Origin of the sequence: Roseateles sp. (assembly GCF_019237615.1) — a bacterium.
Taxonomy (GTDB): domain Bacteria; phylum Pseudomonadota; class Gammaproteobacteria; order Burkholderiales; family Burkholderiaceae_C; genus Pelomonas.
Genome location: NZ_JAFAGT010000018.1, coordinates 1 through 18085 on the forward strand (window position 1 = coordinate 1; position 18085 = coordinate 18085).

Here is an 18085-nt window from a genome sequence, read left to right on the forward strand (position 1 = left end):
GGTCAAGATGGTGGTGCAGCTGCATCAAGGGCGTATCGATGTCGAATCCAGGCTGGGCCGGGGCTCGGAATTCGTGATGCGCTTGCCGTTGGTGGCGGGGTGAGGGGTAGCCAGGTGCGGGGTCAAAGCAACGGCGCCTGCGCTTGACGGGGGCGACACCTTGGGTGTCCTGGCCCTTGTCGTGCTTCTCGAGGAATTTCTTCCGCAAGCAGCCTGATGCAACGAGGCCTTGAGCAACGCGCTTGCAAGGTGTCGCACGGCGTGAGAGTGAGATATAGGCGCCGCTGCGCCCCTTACTCGGCGCAGGATTGGGTCTAAATCTGGCGTTGACCGTGAACTCCCCAAGATTGCCCGCTTGCAGGGCTTCCGTCTTGACGATACTCCATAGCTTGCTGGCCAAGCGCTGGCCTTGAAACGCCTTGGCGACGAACAAGTGAAACAGATGCGACTGATCTCGAAGCGCGACAACAGATCGGCAAATGCCCCCTCTTGAAAGCCCATCCGTCGCCCCTATAATCATCTGCTAGCACTCGAAGCCTTTGAGTGCTAACAATGAGATTCGGAACGCCAGACCCCTGAAGATGGATCTGGCGTTTCGCAAACCTAGACCTGAGTTACTCAAGGAGTTGTGATGAAACTGCGTCCTCTGCACGATCGCGTGATCGTTAAGCGCCTGGAACAAGAAACCAAGACGGCCTCGGGCATCGTCATCCCCGACAACGCCGCCGAGAAGCCCGACCAGGGCGAAGTGCTGGCCGTGGGCCCGGGCAAGCGCAACGACAAGGGTGAATTCATCGCCCTGAACGTCGCCGTGGGCGACCGCGTGCTGTTCGGCAAGTACAGCGGCCAGTCGGTCAAGGTCGACGGCGAAGAGCTGCTCGTCATGCGCGAAGAAGACCTCTTCGCCGTCGTCGCGAAGTAAAGCTACTGCGCGGCGAGATGGCGTCGTTGGGCGGTGCTCGGAATCCTCACGTACACGAAGTACGTTCCGGTTCCTGCGCTCCGTCCGCCTAGCCCTCTCACCGCTCGCTACGCTTTCCTTTCGCGCCGATAGAGCGCTTCTGGGGCGTAGTCAATCCCAATCGAATTCGGAGAATCAACATGGCAGCAAAAGACGTAATTTTCGGCGGCGAAGCCCGTGCCCGCATGGTCGAAGGCGTGAACATCCTGGCCAATGCGGTCAAGGTGACCCTGGGTCCCAAGGGCCGCAACGTGGTGCTGGAACGCTCGTTCGGCGCCCCCACCGTGACCAAGGACGGCGTGTCCGTGGCCAAGGAAATCGAGCTGAAGGACAAGCTCCAGAACATGGGCGCGCAGATGGTCAAGGAAGTCGCTTCCAAGACCTCCGACAACGCCGGTGACGGCACCACCACCGCCACCGTGCTGGCTCAGGCCATCGTGCGCGAAGGCATGAAGTACGTGGCCGCCGGCATGAACCCGATGGACCTGAAGCGCGGCATCGACAAGGCCGTGCAGGCCCTGGTCGCCGAGCTGAAGAAGGCCTCCAAGGCCACCACGACCTCCAAGGAAATCGCCCAGGTCGGCACGATCTCGGCCAACAGCGATGCCGACGTCGGCCAGATCATCGCCAACGCGATGGACAAGGTCGGCAAGGAAGGCGTCATCACCGTCGAAGACGGCAAGAGCCTGAACAACGAGCTGGACGTCGTCGAAGGCATGCAGTTCGACCGCGGCTACCTGTCGCCCTACTTCATCAACAACCCGGAAAAGCAATCCGCGATCCTGGACAACCCCTTCGTGCTGCTGTACGACAAGAAGGTGTCCAACATCCGCGACCTGCTGCCCACGCTGGAAGCCGTCGCCAAGGCCGGCCGTCCGCTGCTGATCATTGCCGAGGAAGTCGAGGGCGAAGCCCTGGCGACCCTGGTGGTCAACACCATCCGCGGCATCCTGAAGGTCGTCGCCGTCAAGGCCCCGGGCTTCGGCGACCGCCGCAAGGCCATGCTGGAAGACATCGCCATCCTGACGGGCGGCAAGGTCATCGCCGAGGAAGTCGGCCTGTCGCTGGAGAAGGTCACGCTGGCTGACCTGGGCCAGGCCAAGCGCGTCGAAGTGGGCAAGGAAAACACCACCATCATCGATGGCGCCGGTGCCGCTGCCGACATCGAGGCCCGCGTCAAGCAAGTGCGCATCCAGATCGAGGAAGCCACCAGCGACTACGACCGCGAGAAGCTGCAAGAGCGCGTGGCCAAGCTGGCCGGCGGCGTGGCCGTCATCAAGGTCGGCGCTGCCACCGAAGTCGAGATGAAGGAAAAGAAGGCTCGCGTGGAAGACGCGCTGCACGCCACCCGTGCCGCCGTCGAGGAAGGCATCGTCGCCGGTGGCGGCGTGGCCCTGCTGCGCGCCAAGCAAGCCGCTGGCGACATCAAGGGCGACAACGCCGACCAGGACGCCGGCATCAAGCTGGTCCTGAAGGCCATCGAAGCCCCGCTGCGCGAGATCGTCTACAACGCCGGCGGCGAGGCCTCCGTCGTCGTCAACGCCGTGCTGGCCGGCAAGGGCAACTACGGCTTCAATGCCGCCAACGACACCTATGGCGACATGATCGAGATGGGCATCCTGGACCCGACCAAGGTCACCCGCACGGCACTGCAGAACGCCGCGTCCGTCGCGTCGCTGATGCTCACGACCGAAGCCATGGTCGCCGAGGCGCCCAAGGAAGAAGCCGCTGCCGGCGGCATGCCCGGTGGCATGGGCGGCATGGGTGGCATGGGCGGCATGGACATGTAAGTCCACGCCGGCGACACACCCGTCGCTGACGAACAAAGGGGCTGCGCGAGCAGCCCCTTTTTTCATTCCGGCATCAATCGCCGACGTGCCTCATGCCGTCACGAGCGCCAGCAGCGCGTCGGCGAGCCCGCCGCCGTCGCACAGCGCGCTGGCGGCCATGCGCTCGCGCAACCCGGCTCGCAGGGCGGCCAGCGCCGTGCGGCCCTGCAGGCGGGCCTGGGCCAGGTGCACGAAGTCGTCCGCGTCGGTCGCCACCCACCCCTCGGCCAGGCCCAGCGCCTGCATGAAGCTCAGGCCCTGGCGCGAGATCGGCGCCGGCCCGGGCAGCGTCAGCACCGGCACGCCCATCCACAGCCCGTCCAGCGTCGTCATGCCGCCGCTATGCGGGAAGGGGTCGAGCGCGATGTCCACGCGGCCAAAGGCGGCCAGGTAGTCGGCCAGCGGGCCCGGGCCCTCCAGCTCCAGCCGGCTCGCGTCGCCCGGCCAGCGGCTCAGCAGCGCCGCGCGCTCGGCCTCGTGCTGCAGCCCCGGCGCCTTGACCAGCAGCCGGCTGCCGGGCGTCGCGTCCAGCACGCGCGCCCACAGCGCCAGCACCGGGTCGCCCAGCTTGTGCAGGGCGTTGAAGCTGCCAAAGCGCGGTGTATCGCCCAGCGGCTGCACGGCCGGCGCATCGGCGGGCGGCGCATAGGCCACGAAGCTGTGCGGCAGCCGCAACAGCGGCTCGACGAACTGGGCCTCGGCGCCCGCCGGCAGCAACCAGCGGTCGCCGATGAAGCCGTCCATCTCTGCCAGCCCTGTGCTGGCCGCATACCCGAGCCAGCTGAACTGCCGCGGCGCGGGCCGCCGCGCGAACACCCCCAGCCGGTGGCCGCCCGTGTGCCCGCTCAGGTCGATCAGCACGGCGATGCCGTCGTCGGCGATGCGCGCCGCCAGCGCCGCGTCGTCGAGATCCGTGGCCCGCACCCAGCGCGGCACCGCTTCGCGCAGCCGCTGCGTCAGCGCATCGTCGACCCGCGCATTCGCATAGACCGACAGCTCGCAGCGCGCGGCCAATGCCGGCAGCCAGGCCTCGGCCAGGCGCCCGACCGGATGGCCGCGCAGGTCGGCGGACACCAAACCCACGCGCAGCGGCCCCACTGGACGCGCCGGCCGCGGTACCGGCGTGGTTCGCACGACACGCCCGAAGTCCGACGCCTCGGCCCGCAGCGCCGCGGCCACTTCGACGCCGGCTTGGCGATAGCTGCGCAACAGCAGCCGGTCGCTGCGCGCGGTCGGCAGGGCCGGATGGCGCTCGATCAGCCGCCCCAGCACCGCATCTGCCTCGTCCAGCGCGCCCTGGCGCTTCAGGGCCTGGGCGAGATTGCTCAGCGCCTGGGGCGAGTCGGGCACCTCGGCCAGCGCCTCGCGGTAGGCGGCCACGGCCGCGCCGAAGCGCCCCTCCTGCAGCCTCAGCCCGCCCAGGTTGGCCAGCACGGCCGCACGGCGCTCGCCGCCCACGCCAGCCACCAGCGCCGCGCCCAGCACGGCCTCGCCGCGTTCGGGGCGCAGCAGGCTCAGGTTGCAGGCGGCCTCCGCATGGCCCGCGTCCCGCGCCAGCAACCGCTCCCAGGCCTCGGCGGCGCCGGCCGCATCGCCACAGTCGTTGAGCAGGTTGCCGAGCGTGAACCAGGCCTCGGTGTGGTCGGGCGCCAGCACCACGGCTTCGCGGAGCCGGGCCACCGCCTCGGTCGCACGACCGGCTGCAGTCAATGCCGTGGCCGCGTGCATCCGCAGGCCGACGTCGCCAGGCCGCGCGGCGACGGCCAGTGCGAAGGCCTGGGCCGCCTCGTCGTGGCGGGCCAGGGCCAGCAGCGCGCGTGCACGGTTGCCGAGGGCCGCGACCAACCCCGGCTGCAGTGCCAGCGCCGCGTCGAAGGCCGCCAGCGCCTCGGCCGGCCGGCGCAGCGCCAGCAGCGCATTGCCATGGTTGTTGTGCGCGCCGGCCAGTCGCGGCTGCAGGCGCAGCGCCCGCTCGCAGGCCGCGCATGCCTCGGCCCAGCGGCCACGGGCCGCCAGCAGCGTGCCCAGGTTGGCCGCCAGCTCCGCGTCGCCCGGCAGCAGCGCCAGCGCGCGCTGCAGGGCCGGCAACGCGTCCTCGCCGAGCATCTGCTGGGCCACGGACAAGGCCTTCCACAGCGCCCCCTCCTGCGGCTGCTGCGCAAGCATGGCGCGCGCCAGCGCCGCCATCTCGGCGTGTCGACCGGCCTGAAAAAGCGTGAAAAGGTCTTGAAGTCCGGCGTTAGCCATGGGTTTCGGGGGGAGGTAAGAGGGGGCAACACGCCAGGATGCACCAGGCTCGCGCCAGATAATCTCATCTCGCCGTTCCGCTCCCTCCATGCTCTCCAGCCTGCATCCCCACGACCTGCTCGACCACGCGCTGACCGAGGCCGGCCCACTGGCTCGCGAACTGTTGAACGTGGTGCAGGACGAACTCGATGCCCGGCCCCAGCACTACCCGCTGCGTGAAGCTTGGCGCAAGGTGCGCAACCATTTCGCGGCCGACTTCGAGGGCAAGCTCATCGAGCTGCTGCAGGTCGGCCGCCGGGGCGATGACCCGCTGCACCGCGCCCCGCTGCAGTTCAGCGGCCTGGAGAGCCTGAGTCTCGTCGACGAACACCAGGCCCTGCAAGACGTGGCGATCGCTCATGTCGTGCAAACGGCCGAGGAGCTGAGCCGCGCCGAGCTGCACCAGATCGGCAATTTCTACGCCGCGCTGCGCGGCATCGCGCGAGCCCGCGAACGTGACAACCCGCTGCGCCCCGCACTTTTCGCCCATGCGCTGCATCACGCGCTGGCGGCCAGCCCGCTTGGCGCCCAGGCCCAGTACGAGCTGATGCGCGTGGCCGCCCTGCCTCTGGCCCGCGCGCTGCACCGCCTCTACGCCCAGGCCTGCGCGGCGCTGCACGACGCCGACATCGGCGACATGGTGGCCTCGCACGCCAATGCCCGCAGCGATCCGCTGGCCCACCAGCGCCTGGCCGCCGCCCGTGGCATAGGCGCGCAGCCGACGACCCGCGCTACGCTGGACGGCCTGTCGCGCCGCGTCGACGCCGTCAACTCGCGGCCCCAGGGCCTGGCGACCCGGGCGGCACCGCGCGATCCGCGGGCCACGGCCCCGTTCGTGCGCACGACGGGGCCGGACATGCTCAGCCGGCTCTACGACCAGATCCTGGCCGACCCGCGCCTGCTGCCGCCGCTGAAGGCCCTGCTGGCGCGGCTGCAGATCGCCGTCGTGCGCCTGGCCCGCGCCGACAGCACACTGCTGCGCAGCCAGGACCACCCCACCTGGGCACTGCTGAACCGCGTCGCCGCCCATGGCATGGCCTTCGAGCGCGGCGACGACCCGCGCCTGGTCGACTTCCTGCGCCTCATGGAGGCCGAAGCCCAGTTGCTCGTCGACGCGCCGACGCCCACGGCCCTGCTCTTCCAGCAGGCACTGGCGCGCGTGGACGCCCAGATCGACCAGCAGGCCCGCCAGAGCGGCGAACGCAATGCCGTCGCGCTGGCCGCGCTGGAGCGCGAGCACCTGCGCGCCGAATGGCGCCAGTTGCTGCGTGAGCAGGTCGACCACCAGATGGTGAGCGCGCCGCTGGGCCCGCGCATGCACCGCTTCCTGCAGACGAGCTGGATCGAGGTCATCGTCGCGGCCATGGTGCGTCACGGCCGCGATTCGCCCGAGGCCGAGGCTGCGGCGGAGGTCGTCGACGCCGTCATCGACAGCCTCACCACGCCGCGCGACCTCGCCGACCGCGAGGCACTGCGCATGCGCCTGCCCGTCCTCATCGAGCGCCTGGTCACCGGCTGCGACAGCATCCAGCTACCCGACGCCCGTCGCGAGCCGCCGCTGTCGGAGCTGATGGCCCAGCACGCCCGCCTGTTGCGCGGACTGCCGGCGCTGGACCCGGCCGAACGCCGCGCCATCCCGCCCCGGCCGGCGGCCGCGAGCGATGCGGCGCCAGCCTCGGCCGACGAGATCGTGCGGCGCCTGATGGAGGAACGCGACTCCCAGGTGCCCTCGCATTGGCTGAGCGCCGACGTCGACCGCGGCGAGTTGCCCACCGTGCCGGTGCAGCTCTACAACGAGAACGACTCGCCCGACGCGCGCGCAGCGCTGCAGCGATGGATCGAGGGCCTGGCGATCGGCCGCTGGTTCCACCTGTTCATCCAGGGTGACTGGCATACCGCGCAGATCGCCTGGATCGGCGAGGGCCGCCAGTTCATGCTGTTCGTCGGTCGCGAGGCCGATGCGCGCCTGCCGCTGACGCGCCGCGCGCTGGAGGCCTTGCTGGCCAACGGCCTCATCGCCGCACTCGAGGAGGACAGCGTCGTGCAGCGCGCCGTCGACACGCTGATGAGCGACCTCGACGGCGGCTGAGCCTCAGTCCGCGGGTGGCACGGGCGCGCCCGCCGGCTCGGCCGAAACCGCTTCGGGCAGCCGGTGCGCCAGCACCCATTCGCGCAGCGCCAGCGCCACATCGCCGACGCCGCTCTTCTTCAGCGCCGAGAACAGCGTCACCGCGACGTCGGAATGCTCGGTCGTCATGCCGGCCAGGAATTCGGTGGTCGCGCGCAGCGCCGCGTCCGCCTCCTTGCGGTTGAGCTTGTCGGACTTGGTCAGCAGCACCAGCAGCTTGATCTCGCCGGTCGCGACGCGAGCGGCGACGAACTCCAGCAGTTGCCGGTCCAGGTCGGTCAGCCCCAGCCGCGAATCCACCATCAGCACGACGCCGGACAGGCTGCGCCGCACCTCCAGGTAGTCAGCCATCACCTTCTGCCAGCGCAGCTTGGCCGCCTTGGCCACGGCCGCATAGCCATAGCCGGGCAGGTCGGCGAAGAGGGCATCAGGCACGTCCTTGGGGCCCAGCGCGAACAGGTTGATGTGCTGGGTCCGGCCAGGCGTCTTGGACGCGAAGGCCAGGCGCTTCTGCTGCGCCAGCGTGTTGATGGCCGTGGACTTGCCGGCGTTGGAGCGGCCCACGAAGGCAATCTCGGGCAGTTCCGTGGGCGGCAGGTGGATGAGCTGGCTGGCCGTGGTCAGGAAGCGCGCGGTGTGCGTCCAGGCCAGCGCGAGCTTTTCGGTGGCCGGCTCGGCGGGCGCTGCATCAGGGATTTCGTTGGTCATGGCAAGGGCGGACGCTGTGATTCAGCATTGTAAAATTCGGAAGTTGCGCCCAACGAAACCCCATAAATCCATGAAGACTGTCGCCTTCCTCCTGTCGAGTCTGCTGCTGGCCGCCACGGCCCATGCGAACGAGGCCGCCGCCGCGTCGGCCAAGCCCGACCTCGCCAAGGGTGGCGCCATCTCCTCCCAGGTGTGCGCAGCCTGCCACACGGCCGACGGTTCGCGCGGCAGCCCGGCCAACCCCATCCTGCAGGGCCAGCATCCCGAATACCTCGCCAAGCAGCTGGCCGAGTTCAAGTCCGGCAAGCGCAAGAACGCCGTCATGAGCGGCATGGCCGCCCCGCTGTCGGAGGAGGACATCCGCAACGTGTCCGCCTTCTACGCCGGCAAGACCGCCAAGCCCGGCTTCGCCAAGAACAAGGCCACCGTGATGCTGGGCGAGAAGATCTACCGCGGCGGCATCGCCGAGCGCAACGTGCCCGCCTGCGCCGGCTGCCATGGCCCGACCGGCTCCGGCCTGCCGGCCCAGTACCCGCGCCTGGGCGGCCAGCATGGCGACTACGTCGAGGCCCAGATGACGGCCTTCCGTAGCGGCGCCCGCGCCAACAACCCCGTCATGACGACCGTCGCCGCCAAGATGAACGACGCGGAAATCAAGGCAGTCTCCGACTACATCGCCGGCCTGCGCTAGACCTTCCGCAAGCCTCGAGAACGAAGGCCGGTGCTCCCCACCGGCCTTTTTTTCCGCCCCGCTCCAGCGCCCGATGTCCCAAGCTCCCCCCCGCTCCTCCGTCACCCGCGAACTGCTGGACCTGCTCTCGTCCATGCGCTTCGCCATCGCACTGCTCAGCGTGATCTGCATCGCCTCGGTCATCGGCACCGTGCTGCGCCAGAGCGAGCCCATGGGCAACTACATCAACCAGTTCGGCCCCTTCTGGGCCGAGGTGTTCGGCAAGCTGGGGCTGTACACGGTCTACAGCGCGCCCTGGTTCCTCGTCATCCTGGCCTTCCTGGTCGTGTCGACCAGCCTGTGCATCGCGCGCAACGCGCCCAAGATCCTGGTCGACCTGAAGAGCTACAAGGAAGGCGTGCGCGAGCAGTCGCTGCAGGCCCACCACCACAAGGCCATCGCCGAACTGCCCTGCAACCCGCAGATGGCGCTGGCCGAGATCGGCGCGACGCTGACCCAGCTGGGCTGGAGGGCCCGCGTGCAGCAGCGCGACAACGGCATCATGGTCGCCGCCCGCCGCGGCGCGGCCAACAGGCTCGGCTACCTGGCAGCGCACTCGGCCATCGTGCTCATCCTCGTCGGCGGCGTGCTGGACGGCAACGCCATGGTCAAGCTGGCGATGTGGCTGCAGGGCAAGCAGCTCTACACCGGCTCCGGCTTCGTGTCCGACATCAAGCCCGAACACCGCCTCTCCACGGCCAACCCGAGCTTCCGCGGCAACGTCTCGGTCGCCGAACACCAGCGCCAGGGCATCGCCGTGCTCAGCCTGCCCAGCGGCGTCGTGCTGCAGGACCTGCCCTTCGACATCGAGCTGAAGAAGTTCAGCGTCGACTACTACCCCACCGGCATGCCCAAGAGCTTTGCCAGCGACATCGTCATCCGCGACGGCGCGACGCGGCGCGAGGCCACGGTCAAGGTCAACGAGCCCGTCATCCACGACGGCCTGGCCATCTACCAGAGCAGCTTCGAGGACGGCGGCAGCAAGCTCAAGCTCCGTGCCCTGCCGCTGACCCATGGCGGCACGCCGCTGCCCATCGAGGGCCGTGTCGGCACCAAGCTGGGCTTCGGCGAGCAGACGCTGGAGCTGGACGGCCTGCGCGTCATCAACGTGGAGAACCTGGCCGGCGAAGGCAGCTCCAGCGGCGCCGACGTGCGCAAGGTCGACCTCGGCGATGCACTGGGCAAGCACCTCGGCAGCGGCGCCAAGTCCAACTCGGCCAAGGCCTTGCACAACGTCGGCCCCAGCTTCAGCTACCGGCTGCGCGACGCCTCCGGCCAGGCACGCGAGTACAACAACTACATGCTGCCCGTCGAGCTGGACGGCCAGAAGCTCTTCCTCGCCGGCGTGCGCGACACACCGGCCGAGAACTTCCGCTACCTGCGCATTCCGGCCGACGAGAACGGCAGCCTGGACGACTGGCTGCGCCTGCGCCAGGCCCTGGCCGACCCGGCGCTGCGCGATGCCGCCGCGCAGCGCTACGCGGCCGCGGCCACGCCGCCCCACCAGCCCCATCTGACGCCGCAGCTCATGCTCACCGCCCAGCGCGCGCTGACGCTGTTCTCGGGCGCCGCCGCCAAGCCGGGCGACGAGGTCAAGGGCGGCCTGCCGGCGCTGTCCCAGTTCATCGAGCGCGACGTGCCCGAGTCCGACCGCCAGCGCGTCTCGGAGGTGCTGCTGCGCATCCTCAACGGCGGCCTGTTCGAGCTGCACCAGCTCGCCCGCGAACGCGCCGGCCTCCCGCCCGCGGCTGCCGATGCCGCGGCCCAGGGCTTCATGACCCAGGCCGTGCTGTCGCTGTCGGACAGCCTCTACTACCCCTCGCCGGTTCTACTGCAGTTGCAGGATTTCGAGCAGGTGCAGGCCAGCGTCTTCCAGGTCGCGCGCGCCCCTGGCCAGAAGCTGGTCTATCTGGGCGCCCTCTTGCTCATCGTCGGCGTCTTCGCCATGCTCTACGTCAAGGAGCGGCGACTGTGGGTCTGGATCACCCCCGGAGCCGCCCTGGCCAGCTCGCAGGTGCGCATGGCCCTGTCCAGCACCCGCGAATCGCCGGACAACGCCACCCTCTTCGCCCAGCTCAAGGCCGCCGTGCTGAAGGAGCCCTCATGAACACCACCACCTACGACCTGCCGCGCCGCCATGCGTTGCAGCGCCGCGACGCCCTCGACTGGGTCTTCGCCCTCCTCGTGCTGCTGGGCGGCGGCTATGCCTTCAGCCGCTACCACGCAAGCATGGACGTCTACGAGCAGGGAATCCTGCTGTGCGCCATGCCGACGCTGATCGCGCTGGGCTGGTTCTGGAAGCCCCTGCGCACGCTGTGCGTGGCCACCGGCGCGGCCACGCTCGCGGCCATCGCGTTGTACGGCCAGCACACGGACGGCTTCGGCGCGGACCTTGCCGCTGGCGAGCAGGTCTTCTGGCTGAAGTACCTGCTGTCCAGCCAGAGCGCCATCCTTTGGATGAGCCTGCTGTTCTACATGAGCATGCTGTTCTACTGGGGCGGCTTCTTCACCGGCGCCGGCCGCAACAGCGTGGCCGAGGTCATCGGCTCCAAGCTGGCCTGGGGTGGCGTCTTCATGGCGCTGGTGGGCACCATGGTGCGCTGGTACGAGAGCCACCAGATCGGCCCCGACATCGGCCACATCCCGGTCAGCAACCTCTACGAGGTCTTCGTGCTGTTCTGCTGGATGACGACGCTGTTCTACCTCTACTATGAGGCTCGCTTCGCGACACGCTCGCTGGGCGCCTACGTGATGCTGGTCGTCAGCGGCGCGGTCAGCTTCCTGCTCTGGTACACGGTGGCACGCGACGCCCAGGAGATCCAGCCCCTGGTGCCGGCCCTGCAGAGCTGGTGGATGAAGATCCACGTGCCGGCCAATTTCGTCGGCTACGGCAGCTTCGCGCTGGCGGCCATGGTGGCCCTGGCCTACCTGCTGAAGACGGCGACGACGCGCGCGCTCGTCATCGGTCTCATCGCCATGCCGCTGGGCATCGTCGCGCTCATCCTCGCCGTGCGCTTCGGCACCGCACCGGATGCGGCCACCGCCGCCGGCCTGAACGGCTGGGCCTACAAGATCACCGGCGTCGCCGCCTTCCTGGCCCTGGCCATCGCGCTGCGAGGCCACCTGACGGCGCGACTGCCCGACCTGCCTCAGCTCGACGACCTCATGTACAAGGCCATCGCGCTGGGCTTCGCCTTCTTCACCATCGCCACCATCCTGGGCGCCTTCTGGGCCGCCGAGGCCTGGGGCGGCTACTGGAGCTGGGACCCCAAGGAGACCTGGGCGCTGATCGTCTGGCTCAACTACGCGGCCTGGCTGCACATGCGGCTGATGAAGGGCCTGCGCGGCATGACCTCTGCCTGGTGGGCGCTGGTCGGCCTGCTGGTGACCACCTTCGCCTTCCTCGGCGTCAACATGTTCCTCTCGGGCCTGCACAGCTACGGCACGCTTTGATGAGTTCCCCGTCCAGGGCGTACCTTGGCCGGTCTTGCAGACCGCCCGAGGGGACGGCGATGCTTGCGGCATTGAGCCGCAAGCACATCCCCAACGCAGGCCGGCTCGCGAGCGGCCCAGCGCTCGGCCCGCAAGATGCATGAACCGGATCCCTGGATCCGGGCCGCACCCGCCATCGCGGCGACCCTGCCCGATCTCTGCTTCCTGATCGGCCCCGACCTGCGCTTCGCGGCCTGCAACCGGCCCGACCACGCCGACCTGCACGCCCCCTGGCCGACGCTGCAGGGCCGCCCGCTGCACAGCGTCGGCCCGCCGGCGCTGGCGCGCCGGACGGTGGCCGCCTGCGGCTCCGGCCCGCAGCGGGTGGGCTACGCGCTGCGCACGGCCGGCGGCCGCCTGGCCCGCTTCGAGGCCAGCATCGTGCCGCTGCCAGGGGATGGCGCTGGCTGGCTCTACATCACCCGCGACATCAGCGCCCAGGCCGCGCTGGACGCCGAGCAGGCCCGCTATGCCCGCGCGATGCAGGGCGCGGCTGACGGCCTGTGGGAATGGGAGATCGCCGCCGACAGCGAGTACCTTTCGCCGCGCGCGCTGGCCCTGCTGGGCGGCCCCGGCCGCCTCGCCGAGCGCCTGCAGGCCGACGACCAGGGGCTGTGGCGGGCTGCCCTGCAATCCCACCTGCGGCATGGCGCGCCACTGGACCTCGAGCTGCGCCTGGCCGGCCCCGCACCGCGCTGGCTGCGCTGCCAGGGCTGGACTGAGCGCGACGCCCAGGGCCAGCCTGCACGCGTGCTGGCCATGCTGTCCGACGTGACGACCTCCAAGTTCACCGAGCAGGCCCTGAGCGACAGCCAGGCCAAGTTCCGCGCCCTATTCCACATGGTGCCCGTCGGCATCGCGGTCATCGACATCGCCAGCGAGACCGTCATCGAGGCCAACGACGAATTTGCCCGCCAGCTGGGTTGGCCCACACCCTCGGTCGCCGGCCAGACGGCCGCCGCCCTGGGCCTGGCGCCGCTGCCGGGCACGGCCGGCCGCACCGAGACCGCCCATCGCGAGCTGCGCCCGGCCTCTGGCGCCCGGCTGCACGCCAAGCTGGTGGCCGAGCCGGTGGAGCTGGCAGGCCGCGCGCTGCTGCTGTGTGTCGTCGTCGACATCTCCGTGCAGGTGGACGCCGAGGCCACGCTGTCGGCACTGGCGGAGCAGTTGATGGACCAGGAGCGCCGCACGACGCAGCGCCTGGCCCTGGCCCTGCACGACCAACTGGGCCAGACGCTGACCGCGCTGCGCCTGACGCTGGATCTCGGCGCCGCAGGCGCCCGTGACCAGGCTCGCGACCTCACCGACCAGGCCTTGCGCGAAGTGCGCCAGGCTCTCGTGGGCCTGCGCCCGCCGCTGCTGGAGGACGAAGGCCTGGCCGCCGCGTTGGACAACGAGCTCGCCCAGCGCCGCGCGCTGCACCCCGGCGTGCGTCTGGCGCTGGACGTCGAGGCCGAACTGCTGGCGCAGCGCTGGCCCGGCCCCGTCGAGTACGCCCTCTTCATGATTGCCCGCGAAGGCCTGGAGAACGCACTGCGCCACGCGCAGCCCGCCGAGATCAGGCTGAGCCTTTACGGTTTTGCCGACGAGGTCGAGTTGGGCGTGGCCGACGACGGCCGCGGCCTGGCAGCCGGCTTCGAGCGTCGCCCCGGCCATTTCGGCCTCATCGGCATGCGCGAGCGTGCCCGCGCCATCGGCGCGACGCTGGCGCTGGGCCCGCGCGCCGCCGGTGGTACCCAGCTGACGCTGCGCTGGCAGGCGCCATGACGCAGCCCGCCCGCGTCTACCTCGTCGACGACCATGCCATGGTGCGCCAGGGCCTGCGCGCGCTTCTGACCGAGGCCGGGCACGAGGTCGTCGGCGACAGCGGCGACCTCACCACGGCGCTGGCCCAGCTGCAGCAGTTGGCGCCCGACGTCGTCCTGGTGGACCTGTCCGTCGGTCCGCGCTCCGGCATGGAGCTGCTGGCCGAGCTGCAGCGCCGCCGCCTGGCCGTGCGTCCGCTGGTACTGACGATGTCGGCCCAGCCGCGCCACGTTGGCATGGCGCTCCGGCTGGGCGCCAGCGGCTATGTGCTCAAGGGCTCGCCGTCCGAGGAACTGCTGCAGGCTATCGCGGCACTGCGAGGCGGCCGCCGCCACCTCGGTCCCGGCGTGGCCGAACTCGCAGCCCGCGCGCTGGCACAGGGCGACGGCGAGGACCCGTTCGCCGGCCTGTCGGTGCGCGAGCGCCAGGTCGTCTCCATGGTCGTCAACGGCCACTCCAGCAGCGAGATCGGTGCCACGCTGCACCTGTCGCCCAAGACCGTAGACAGCTATCGCAGCCGGCTGATGGCCAAGCTCGGCGCGCCCGACGTGACGGCCCTCGTCAAGCTGGCGCTGCGCCATGGGCTGATCAGCAACGACGCCTGAAACCAGGCCACCATGCCGCAGACCCTCCTCAACCCCGCCCGCGCCGACGTGCCCAGCCGGCTCGACGCGCTGCTGCCGCCGCTGACCGATGCCCGACTGCTGCTGGTGGACACCGACCCCGGCATGCTCCAGGCGCTGGGCCGGCTGCTGTCCGGCTACAGCCAGCTGCGCTTCGCCACCGATGGCGGGCAGGCACTGGCCATCGCGCAGGGCTGGCTGCCCGAGCTCATCCTGCTGGACGCCGATATGCCCGGCATGGACGGCTTCGAGGTCTGCCGACGCCTCAAGGCCGACCTGGTGCTGGCCGGCGTGCCCGTCATACTGCTGACCCGGCATGCCGACGCCCGCGTCGAGTCGGCCGTGTTCAAACTGGGCGCTGCCGACTTCGTCGCCAAGCCCGTGGCCGGCCCGGCCCTGCGCGCCCGCGTCGCGATGCAGCTACGCCTGCACCGCACCGCCCAGCGCCTGCTGCGCCTGGCCCGCCGCGACGCGCTGACCGGGCTGGCCGAACGCGCGCACTTCGACGAAGAGCTGGACCTGGAATGCCGCCGCGCCCGCCGCAGCGGCCAGCCGCTGGCCCTGTTGCTGGTCGGCATCGGAGGCCTGGCCGCCTACAGGCAGCAGCATGGCGGGGGCGCCGCCGACAACGCGCTTCGCCATGTCGCCGTGCTGATCCTTCAGGCCTTGCAACGGCCGGCCGACCTGCTGGCCCGCCATGCCGACGCCGTCTTCGCGCTGCTGCTGCCCGACACGACCGCCGCTGGCGCCGTCGCGCTGGACCGGCGGCTGCGCCAGGCATGGCAGGACGTCGGCGATGACGGACTCGCGCTGGCCCTGGGCGCCGGCCTGCTCGCGGGCGGCCATGGCGACGTGGTGGCGGCGGCACAGGCCGCGCTGGCCGCCGCGCGCGCCACTGGCGGACTGCGGCTGTGCACCGCCTTGCCCGGGGGCGGTCATGCACCGTCCGTCGTGCCCTGGGCTGAAGCCCCGCTCAGCCCTGCCGGCGGCGCGCCAGCTTGACGCGGTACATCGCCGCGTCGGACTCGCGCAGCACCTGCTCGGCGTCGACCCGCAGCGGGTCCAGGCAGGCCACGCCGACGCTGGCGCCGGCATAGGCGACGCTGGCCGCGCCGGCCGGGTGCCGGCCCACGGTGGCGGAGGCAAGCCGGTGCTGCAGCAACGCCGCCGCCGCCGCGCCGTCCTCTGCCAGCTTGGGGCCGAGGCCGATGACGACGAACTCGTCGCCGCCCATGCGCGCCAGCACGTCGCCGCCACGCAGGGCCTCCTGCAGATGGGCGGCGATGCTGCGCAGGAACTGGTCGCCGGCGTCATGGCCGTGGGTGTCGTTGATCTGCTTGAAACCGTCCAGGTCGATGGCGCCGGCCAGCAGCCAGCTGCCGGTGCGCTGGGCCAGCGCGGCCATCTGGGCCAGCTCGCGCATCAGCGCGCGGCGGTTCAGCAGACCAGTCAGCGCGTCTGTCAGCGCCTGGGTCTGCAGCTCGGCATTGACCCGCTGCAGCTTCTCGACGAGGCGCTCGCGCTCCACATGCTGCTCGATGAGGCGGGCGAACAGGCGCAGCACATGCTGGGCCTCGGCCGTCAGCGGGTGGCGCTGTGAGCTGGCGGCGCACAGCGTGCCGTACAGGCCGCCGTCGTCGGTGCGCACCGGCGTGCTGACATAGGTCTGGATGTCGAGCTGGCGCGCCGCGCCGGAGTCGCCCCAGAGGCTCGCGACGCAGTCGGTGTACGGCCGCCCCTCGTCGAGGGCGCGCTTGCACAGGGTGTCTCCCCAGGGCACGCTCAGGCCCTCGGGGATATGCAGCTCGTGCGAGTTGCGCGCGAAGACGACATGTTGCAGGCCCTGGTCGAGATCGATGGTCGTCAGATAGGTCGACTCCAAGCCGGTCACGGCCTCCAGCATTTCCAGCAATGGCCGGGTCAGATCTTCCAGCGTGCGCGCCTTGCTGACGGAATCGGAGAGTTGGGCGAAGAGGGAGTCCATGACCTGCGGCGAGTGGAAACGGGCGTACTTTAGGTGGGGCTCACCCCACCGGCAGGGCGGTCTCGTACTTCACCTCGCGCAGCACGACATTGCTGCGCACGCTGGCCACACCGGGCAGCTTGAAGATGTGCTGCTGCAGAAACTGGTCGTAGGCCTTCATGTCGGCCGCGACGACCTTGATGACGTAGTCGGCCTCGCCCGTGATGGCATGGCATTCGATGATCTCGCTCTGCGTGGCGACGAGCCGCTCGAACTGCTCCACCGCGCCCTCGCTGTGCCGCACCAGGCTGACATTGGCCAGCACGCAGATGGACAGGCCGATCTTCTCGCGGTCCAGCAACGCCACATGGGCGCGAATGACGCCGCGCTCCTCCATCTCCTTCACGCGTCGCCACACCGGCGTGGCCGACAGGCCGACCTGCTCGGCCAGGGCCTGCGTCGACAGGCGCGCATCGGCCTGCAAGGCCTCGAGGATCTGCCGGCTGGCGCGGTCGAGTCCGTTCATTTCCATGATTCCAACATTTGGAGAAGAATCATCTCATTCAAGCTGCAATCCGCCGGCATTGAGGCAAGTTCTTCCGCGTCGCAGGCGGAAGAATTTCCCGCCCCGAGGAGCCTCCGATGTCCGATACCCCCGCCCTGCGTCCCTACCAGCTCAGCGACAACCTCGCCGCCGACCATGGCGCCGTCTTCCTGACCGGCACCCAGGCCCTGGTACGGCTGCTGCTGGCGCAGAAGAAGCAGGACGAACGCGCCGGCCTGAACACGGCCGGTTTCGTGTCCGGCTACCGCGGCTCGCCGCTGGGCATGGTGGACCAACAGCTGTGGAAGGCCAAGAAGTTCCTGACCGCTGCCCACATCGAGTTCCTGCCCGCCATCAACGAGGACCTGGCAGCCACGGCCTGCCTGGGCGTACAGCGCGTGGCGCTGGACCCGCAGCGCACCGTCGATGGCGTGTTCGCGATGTGGTACGGCAAGGGGCCGGGTGTTGATCGATCCGGCGATGCGCTGAAACATGGCAATGTCTACGGCACGTCGACGCAGGGCGGCGTGCTGGTCGTCTGCGGCGACGACCATGGCTGCGTGTCCAGCAGCACTCCACACCAGAGCGACCAGGCGCTGCAGGCCTGGAGCATGCCGCTGGTGCATCCGGCCAACGTGGCCGAGTACCTGGAGTTCGGCCTCTACGGCTGGGCGCTGTCGCGCTTCTCGGGCGCCTGGGTGGGCTTCAAGGCCATCTCGGAGGTCGTCGAGTCGGGCATGACGGTCGATCTCGATGCCACGCCGATCAGCTTCGACCAGCCGGTGGACTTCACGGCCCCGAGCGATCTGCACATCCGCCTCGTGGACCTGCCCTCGCTTGCACTCGAGGAACGCCTCGCGCACAAGCTCGATGCCGTGCGCGCCTTCGCCAAGCTCAACTCCATCGACAAGCACATCGTGGTGAGCCCGCGTGCCACGCTGGGCATCGTGACGGTGGGCAAGGCGCACTACGACTTCATCGAAGTGCTGCGCCGCCTCGACCTCGATCCCAATGC

General features: G+C 70.0%; 14 protein-coding genes and 1 pseudogene. 10 read left to right on the forward strand and 5 right to left on the reverse strand.

Going from position 1 to position 18085, the window contains the following annotated elements:
- The coding region (locus tag JOY88_RS23070; RefSeq protein ID WP_367269786.1) for a GNAT family N-acetyltransferase at positions 1–520 on the reverse strand (520 nt) is incomplete at its 3' end.
- A 111-nt stretch (positions 521–631) separates the two neighbouring features.
- Here JOY88_RS23070 and groES point away from each other — a divergent pair.
- Positions 632–922: a co-chaperone GroES gene (gene groES, locus JOY88_RS03640; protein WP_293500442.1), complete on the forward strand. Its 291-nt coding sequence runs from the start codon at positions 632–634 to the stop codon at positions 920–922.
- 179 nt (positions 923–1101) lie between these two features.
- Positions 1102–2751, forward strand: a complete 1650-nt coding sequence (gene groL, locus JOY88_RS03645; protein ID WP_293500443.1) for a chaperonin GroEL — start codon at positions 1102–1104, stop codon at positions 2749–2751.
- A 90-nt stretch (positions 2752–2841) separates the two neighbouring features.
- Here the strand turns inward: groL and JOY88_RS03650 are convergent, their stop codons facing one another.
- Positions 2842–4956, reverse strand: coding sequence for an O-linked N-acetylglucosamine transferase, SPINDLY family protein (locus tag JOY88_RS03650; protein WP_293500444.1), 2115 nt, complete (start codon positions 4954–4956; stop codon positions 2842–2844).
- Between the two features lie 169 nt (positions 4957–5125).
- On the opposite strand from JOY88_RS03650, the gene JOY88_RS03655 reads away from it, so the two are divergent.
- Positions 5126–7165 (forward strand): DUF1631 family protein, encoded by a 2040-nt coding sequence (locus JOY88_RS03655; RefSeq protein WP_293500445.1) that lies wholly within the window; start codon positions 5126–5128, stop codon positions 7163–7165.
- A 3-nt stretch (positions 7166–7168) separates the two neighbouring features.
- Here the strand turns inward: JOY88_RS03655 and yihA are convergent, their stop codons facing one another.
- Positions 7169–7912: a ribosome biogenesis GTP-binding protein YihA/YsxC gene (yihA, locus tag JOY88_RS03660; RefSeq protein ID WP_293500446.1), complete on the reverse strand. Its 744-nt coding sequence runs from the start codon at positions 7910–7912 to the stop codon at positions 7169–7171.
- 70 nt (positions 7913–7982) lie between these two features.
- Here yihA and JOY88_RS03665 point away from each other — a divergent pair, with 70 nt between their 5' ends.
- From JOY88_RS03665 to JOY88_RS03690, 6 genes are all read left to right on the forward strand, one after another.
- Entirely contained in the window at positions 7983–8603 is a 621-nt protein-coding gene (locus JOY88_RS03665; RefSeq protein WP_293500447.1) for a c-type cytochrome, read from the forward strand.
- Positions 8604–8676: 73 nt separating this feature from the next.
- A complete protein-coding gene (gene resB, locus JOY88_RS03670; protein WP_293500448.1) occupies positions 8677–10749 on the forward strand; it encodes a cytochrome c biogenesis protein ResB in 2073 nt (690 codons plus the stop codon).
- Positions 10746–12095: a c-type cytochrome biogenesis protein CcsB gene (gene ccsB / locus JOY88_RS03675; protein WP_293500449.1), complete on the forward strand. Its 1350-nt coding sequence runs from the start codon at positions 10746–10748 to the stop codon at positions 12093–12095. The genes resB and ccsB overlap by 4 nt, the downstream gene beginning before the upstream one ends.
- Positions 12096–12230: 135 nt before the next feature.
- Positions 12231–13901: a PAS domain-containing sensor histidine kinase gene (locus JOY88_RS03680; protein ID WP_293500451.1), complete on the forward strand. Its 1671-nt coding sequence runs from the start codon at positions 12231–12233 to the stop codon at positions 13899–13901.
- Positions 13898–14545, forward strand: coding sequence for a response regulator (locus JOY88_RS03685; protein WP_293500452.1), 648 nt, complete (start codon positions 13898–13900; stop codon positions 14543–14545). The genes JOY88_RS03680 and JOY88_RS03685 overlap by 4 nt, the downstream gene beginning before the upstream one ends.
- 12 nt (positions 14546–14557) lie before the next feature.
- Complete coding sequence (locus JOY88_RS03690) at positions 14558–15565, forward strand: GGDEF domain-containing response regulator (RefSeq protein ID WP_293500453.1); 1008 nt, start codon at positions 14558–14560, stop codon at positions 15563–15565.
- Here the strand turns inward: JOY88_RS03690 and JOY88_RS03695 are convergent.
- Positions 15537–16547, reverse strand: a complete 1011-nt coding sequence (locus JOY88_RS03695) for a sensor domain-containing diguanylate cyclase (RefSeq protein WP_293500454.1) — start codon at positions 16545–16547, stop codon at positions 15537–15539. The two genes, JOY88_RS03690 and JOY88_RS03695, sit on opposite strands and share 29 nt — an antisense overlap.
- Before the next feature lie 40 nt (positions 16548–16587).
- Positions 16588–17058, reverse strand: coding sequence for an Lrp/AsnC family transcriptional regulator (locus JOY88_RS03700; RefSeq protein WP_293500455.1), 471 nt, complete (start codon positions 17056–17058; stop codon positions 16588–16590).
- Between the two features lie 110 nt (positions 17059–17168).
- Between JOY88_RS03700 and JOY88_RS03705 the strand changes: the two are divergent.
- Positions 17169–18085 (forward strand): annotated as a pseudogene (locus JOY88_RS03705) (indolepyruvate ferredoxin oxidoreductase family protein); the annotation flags it as partial.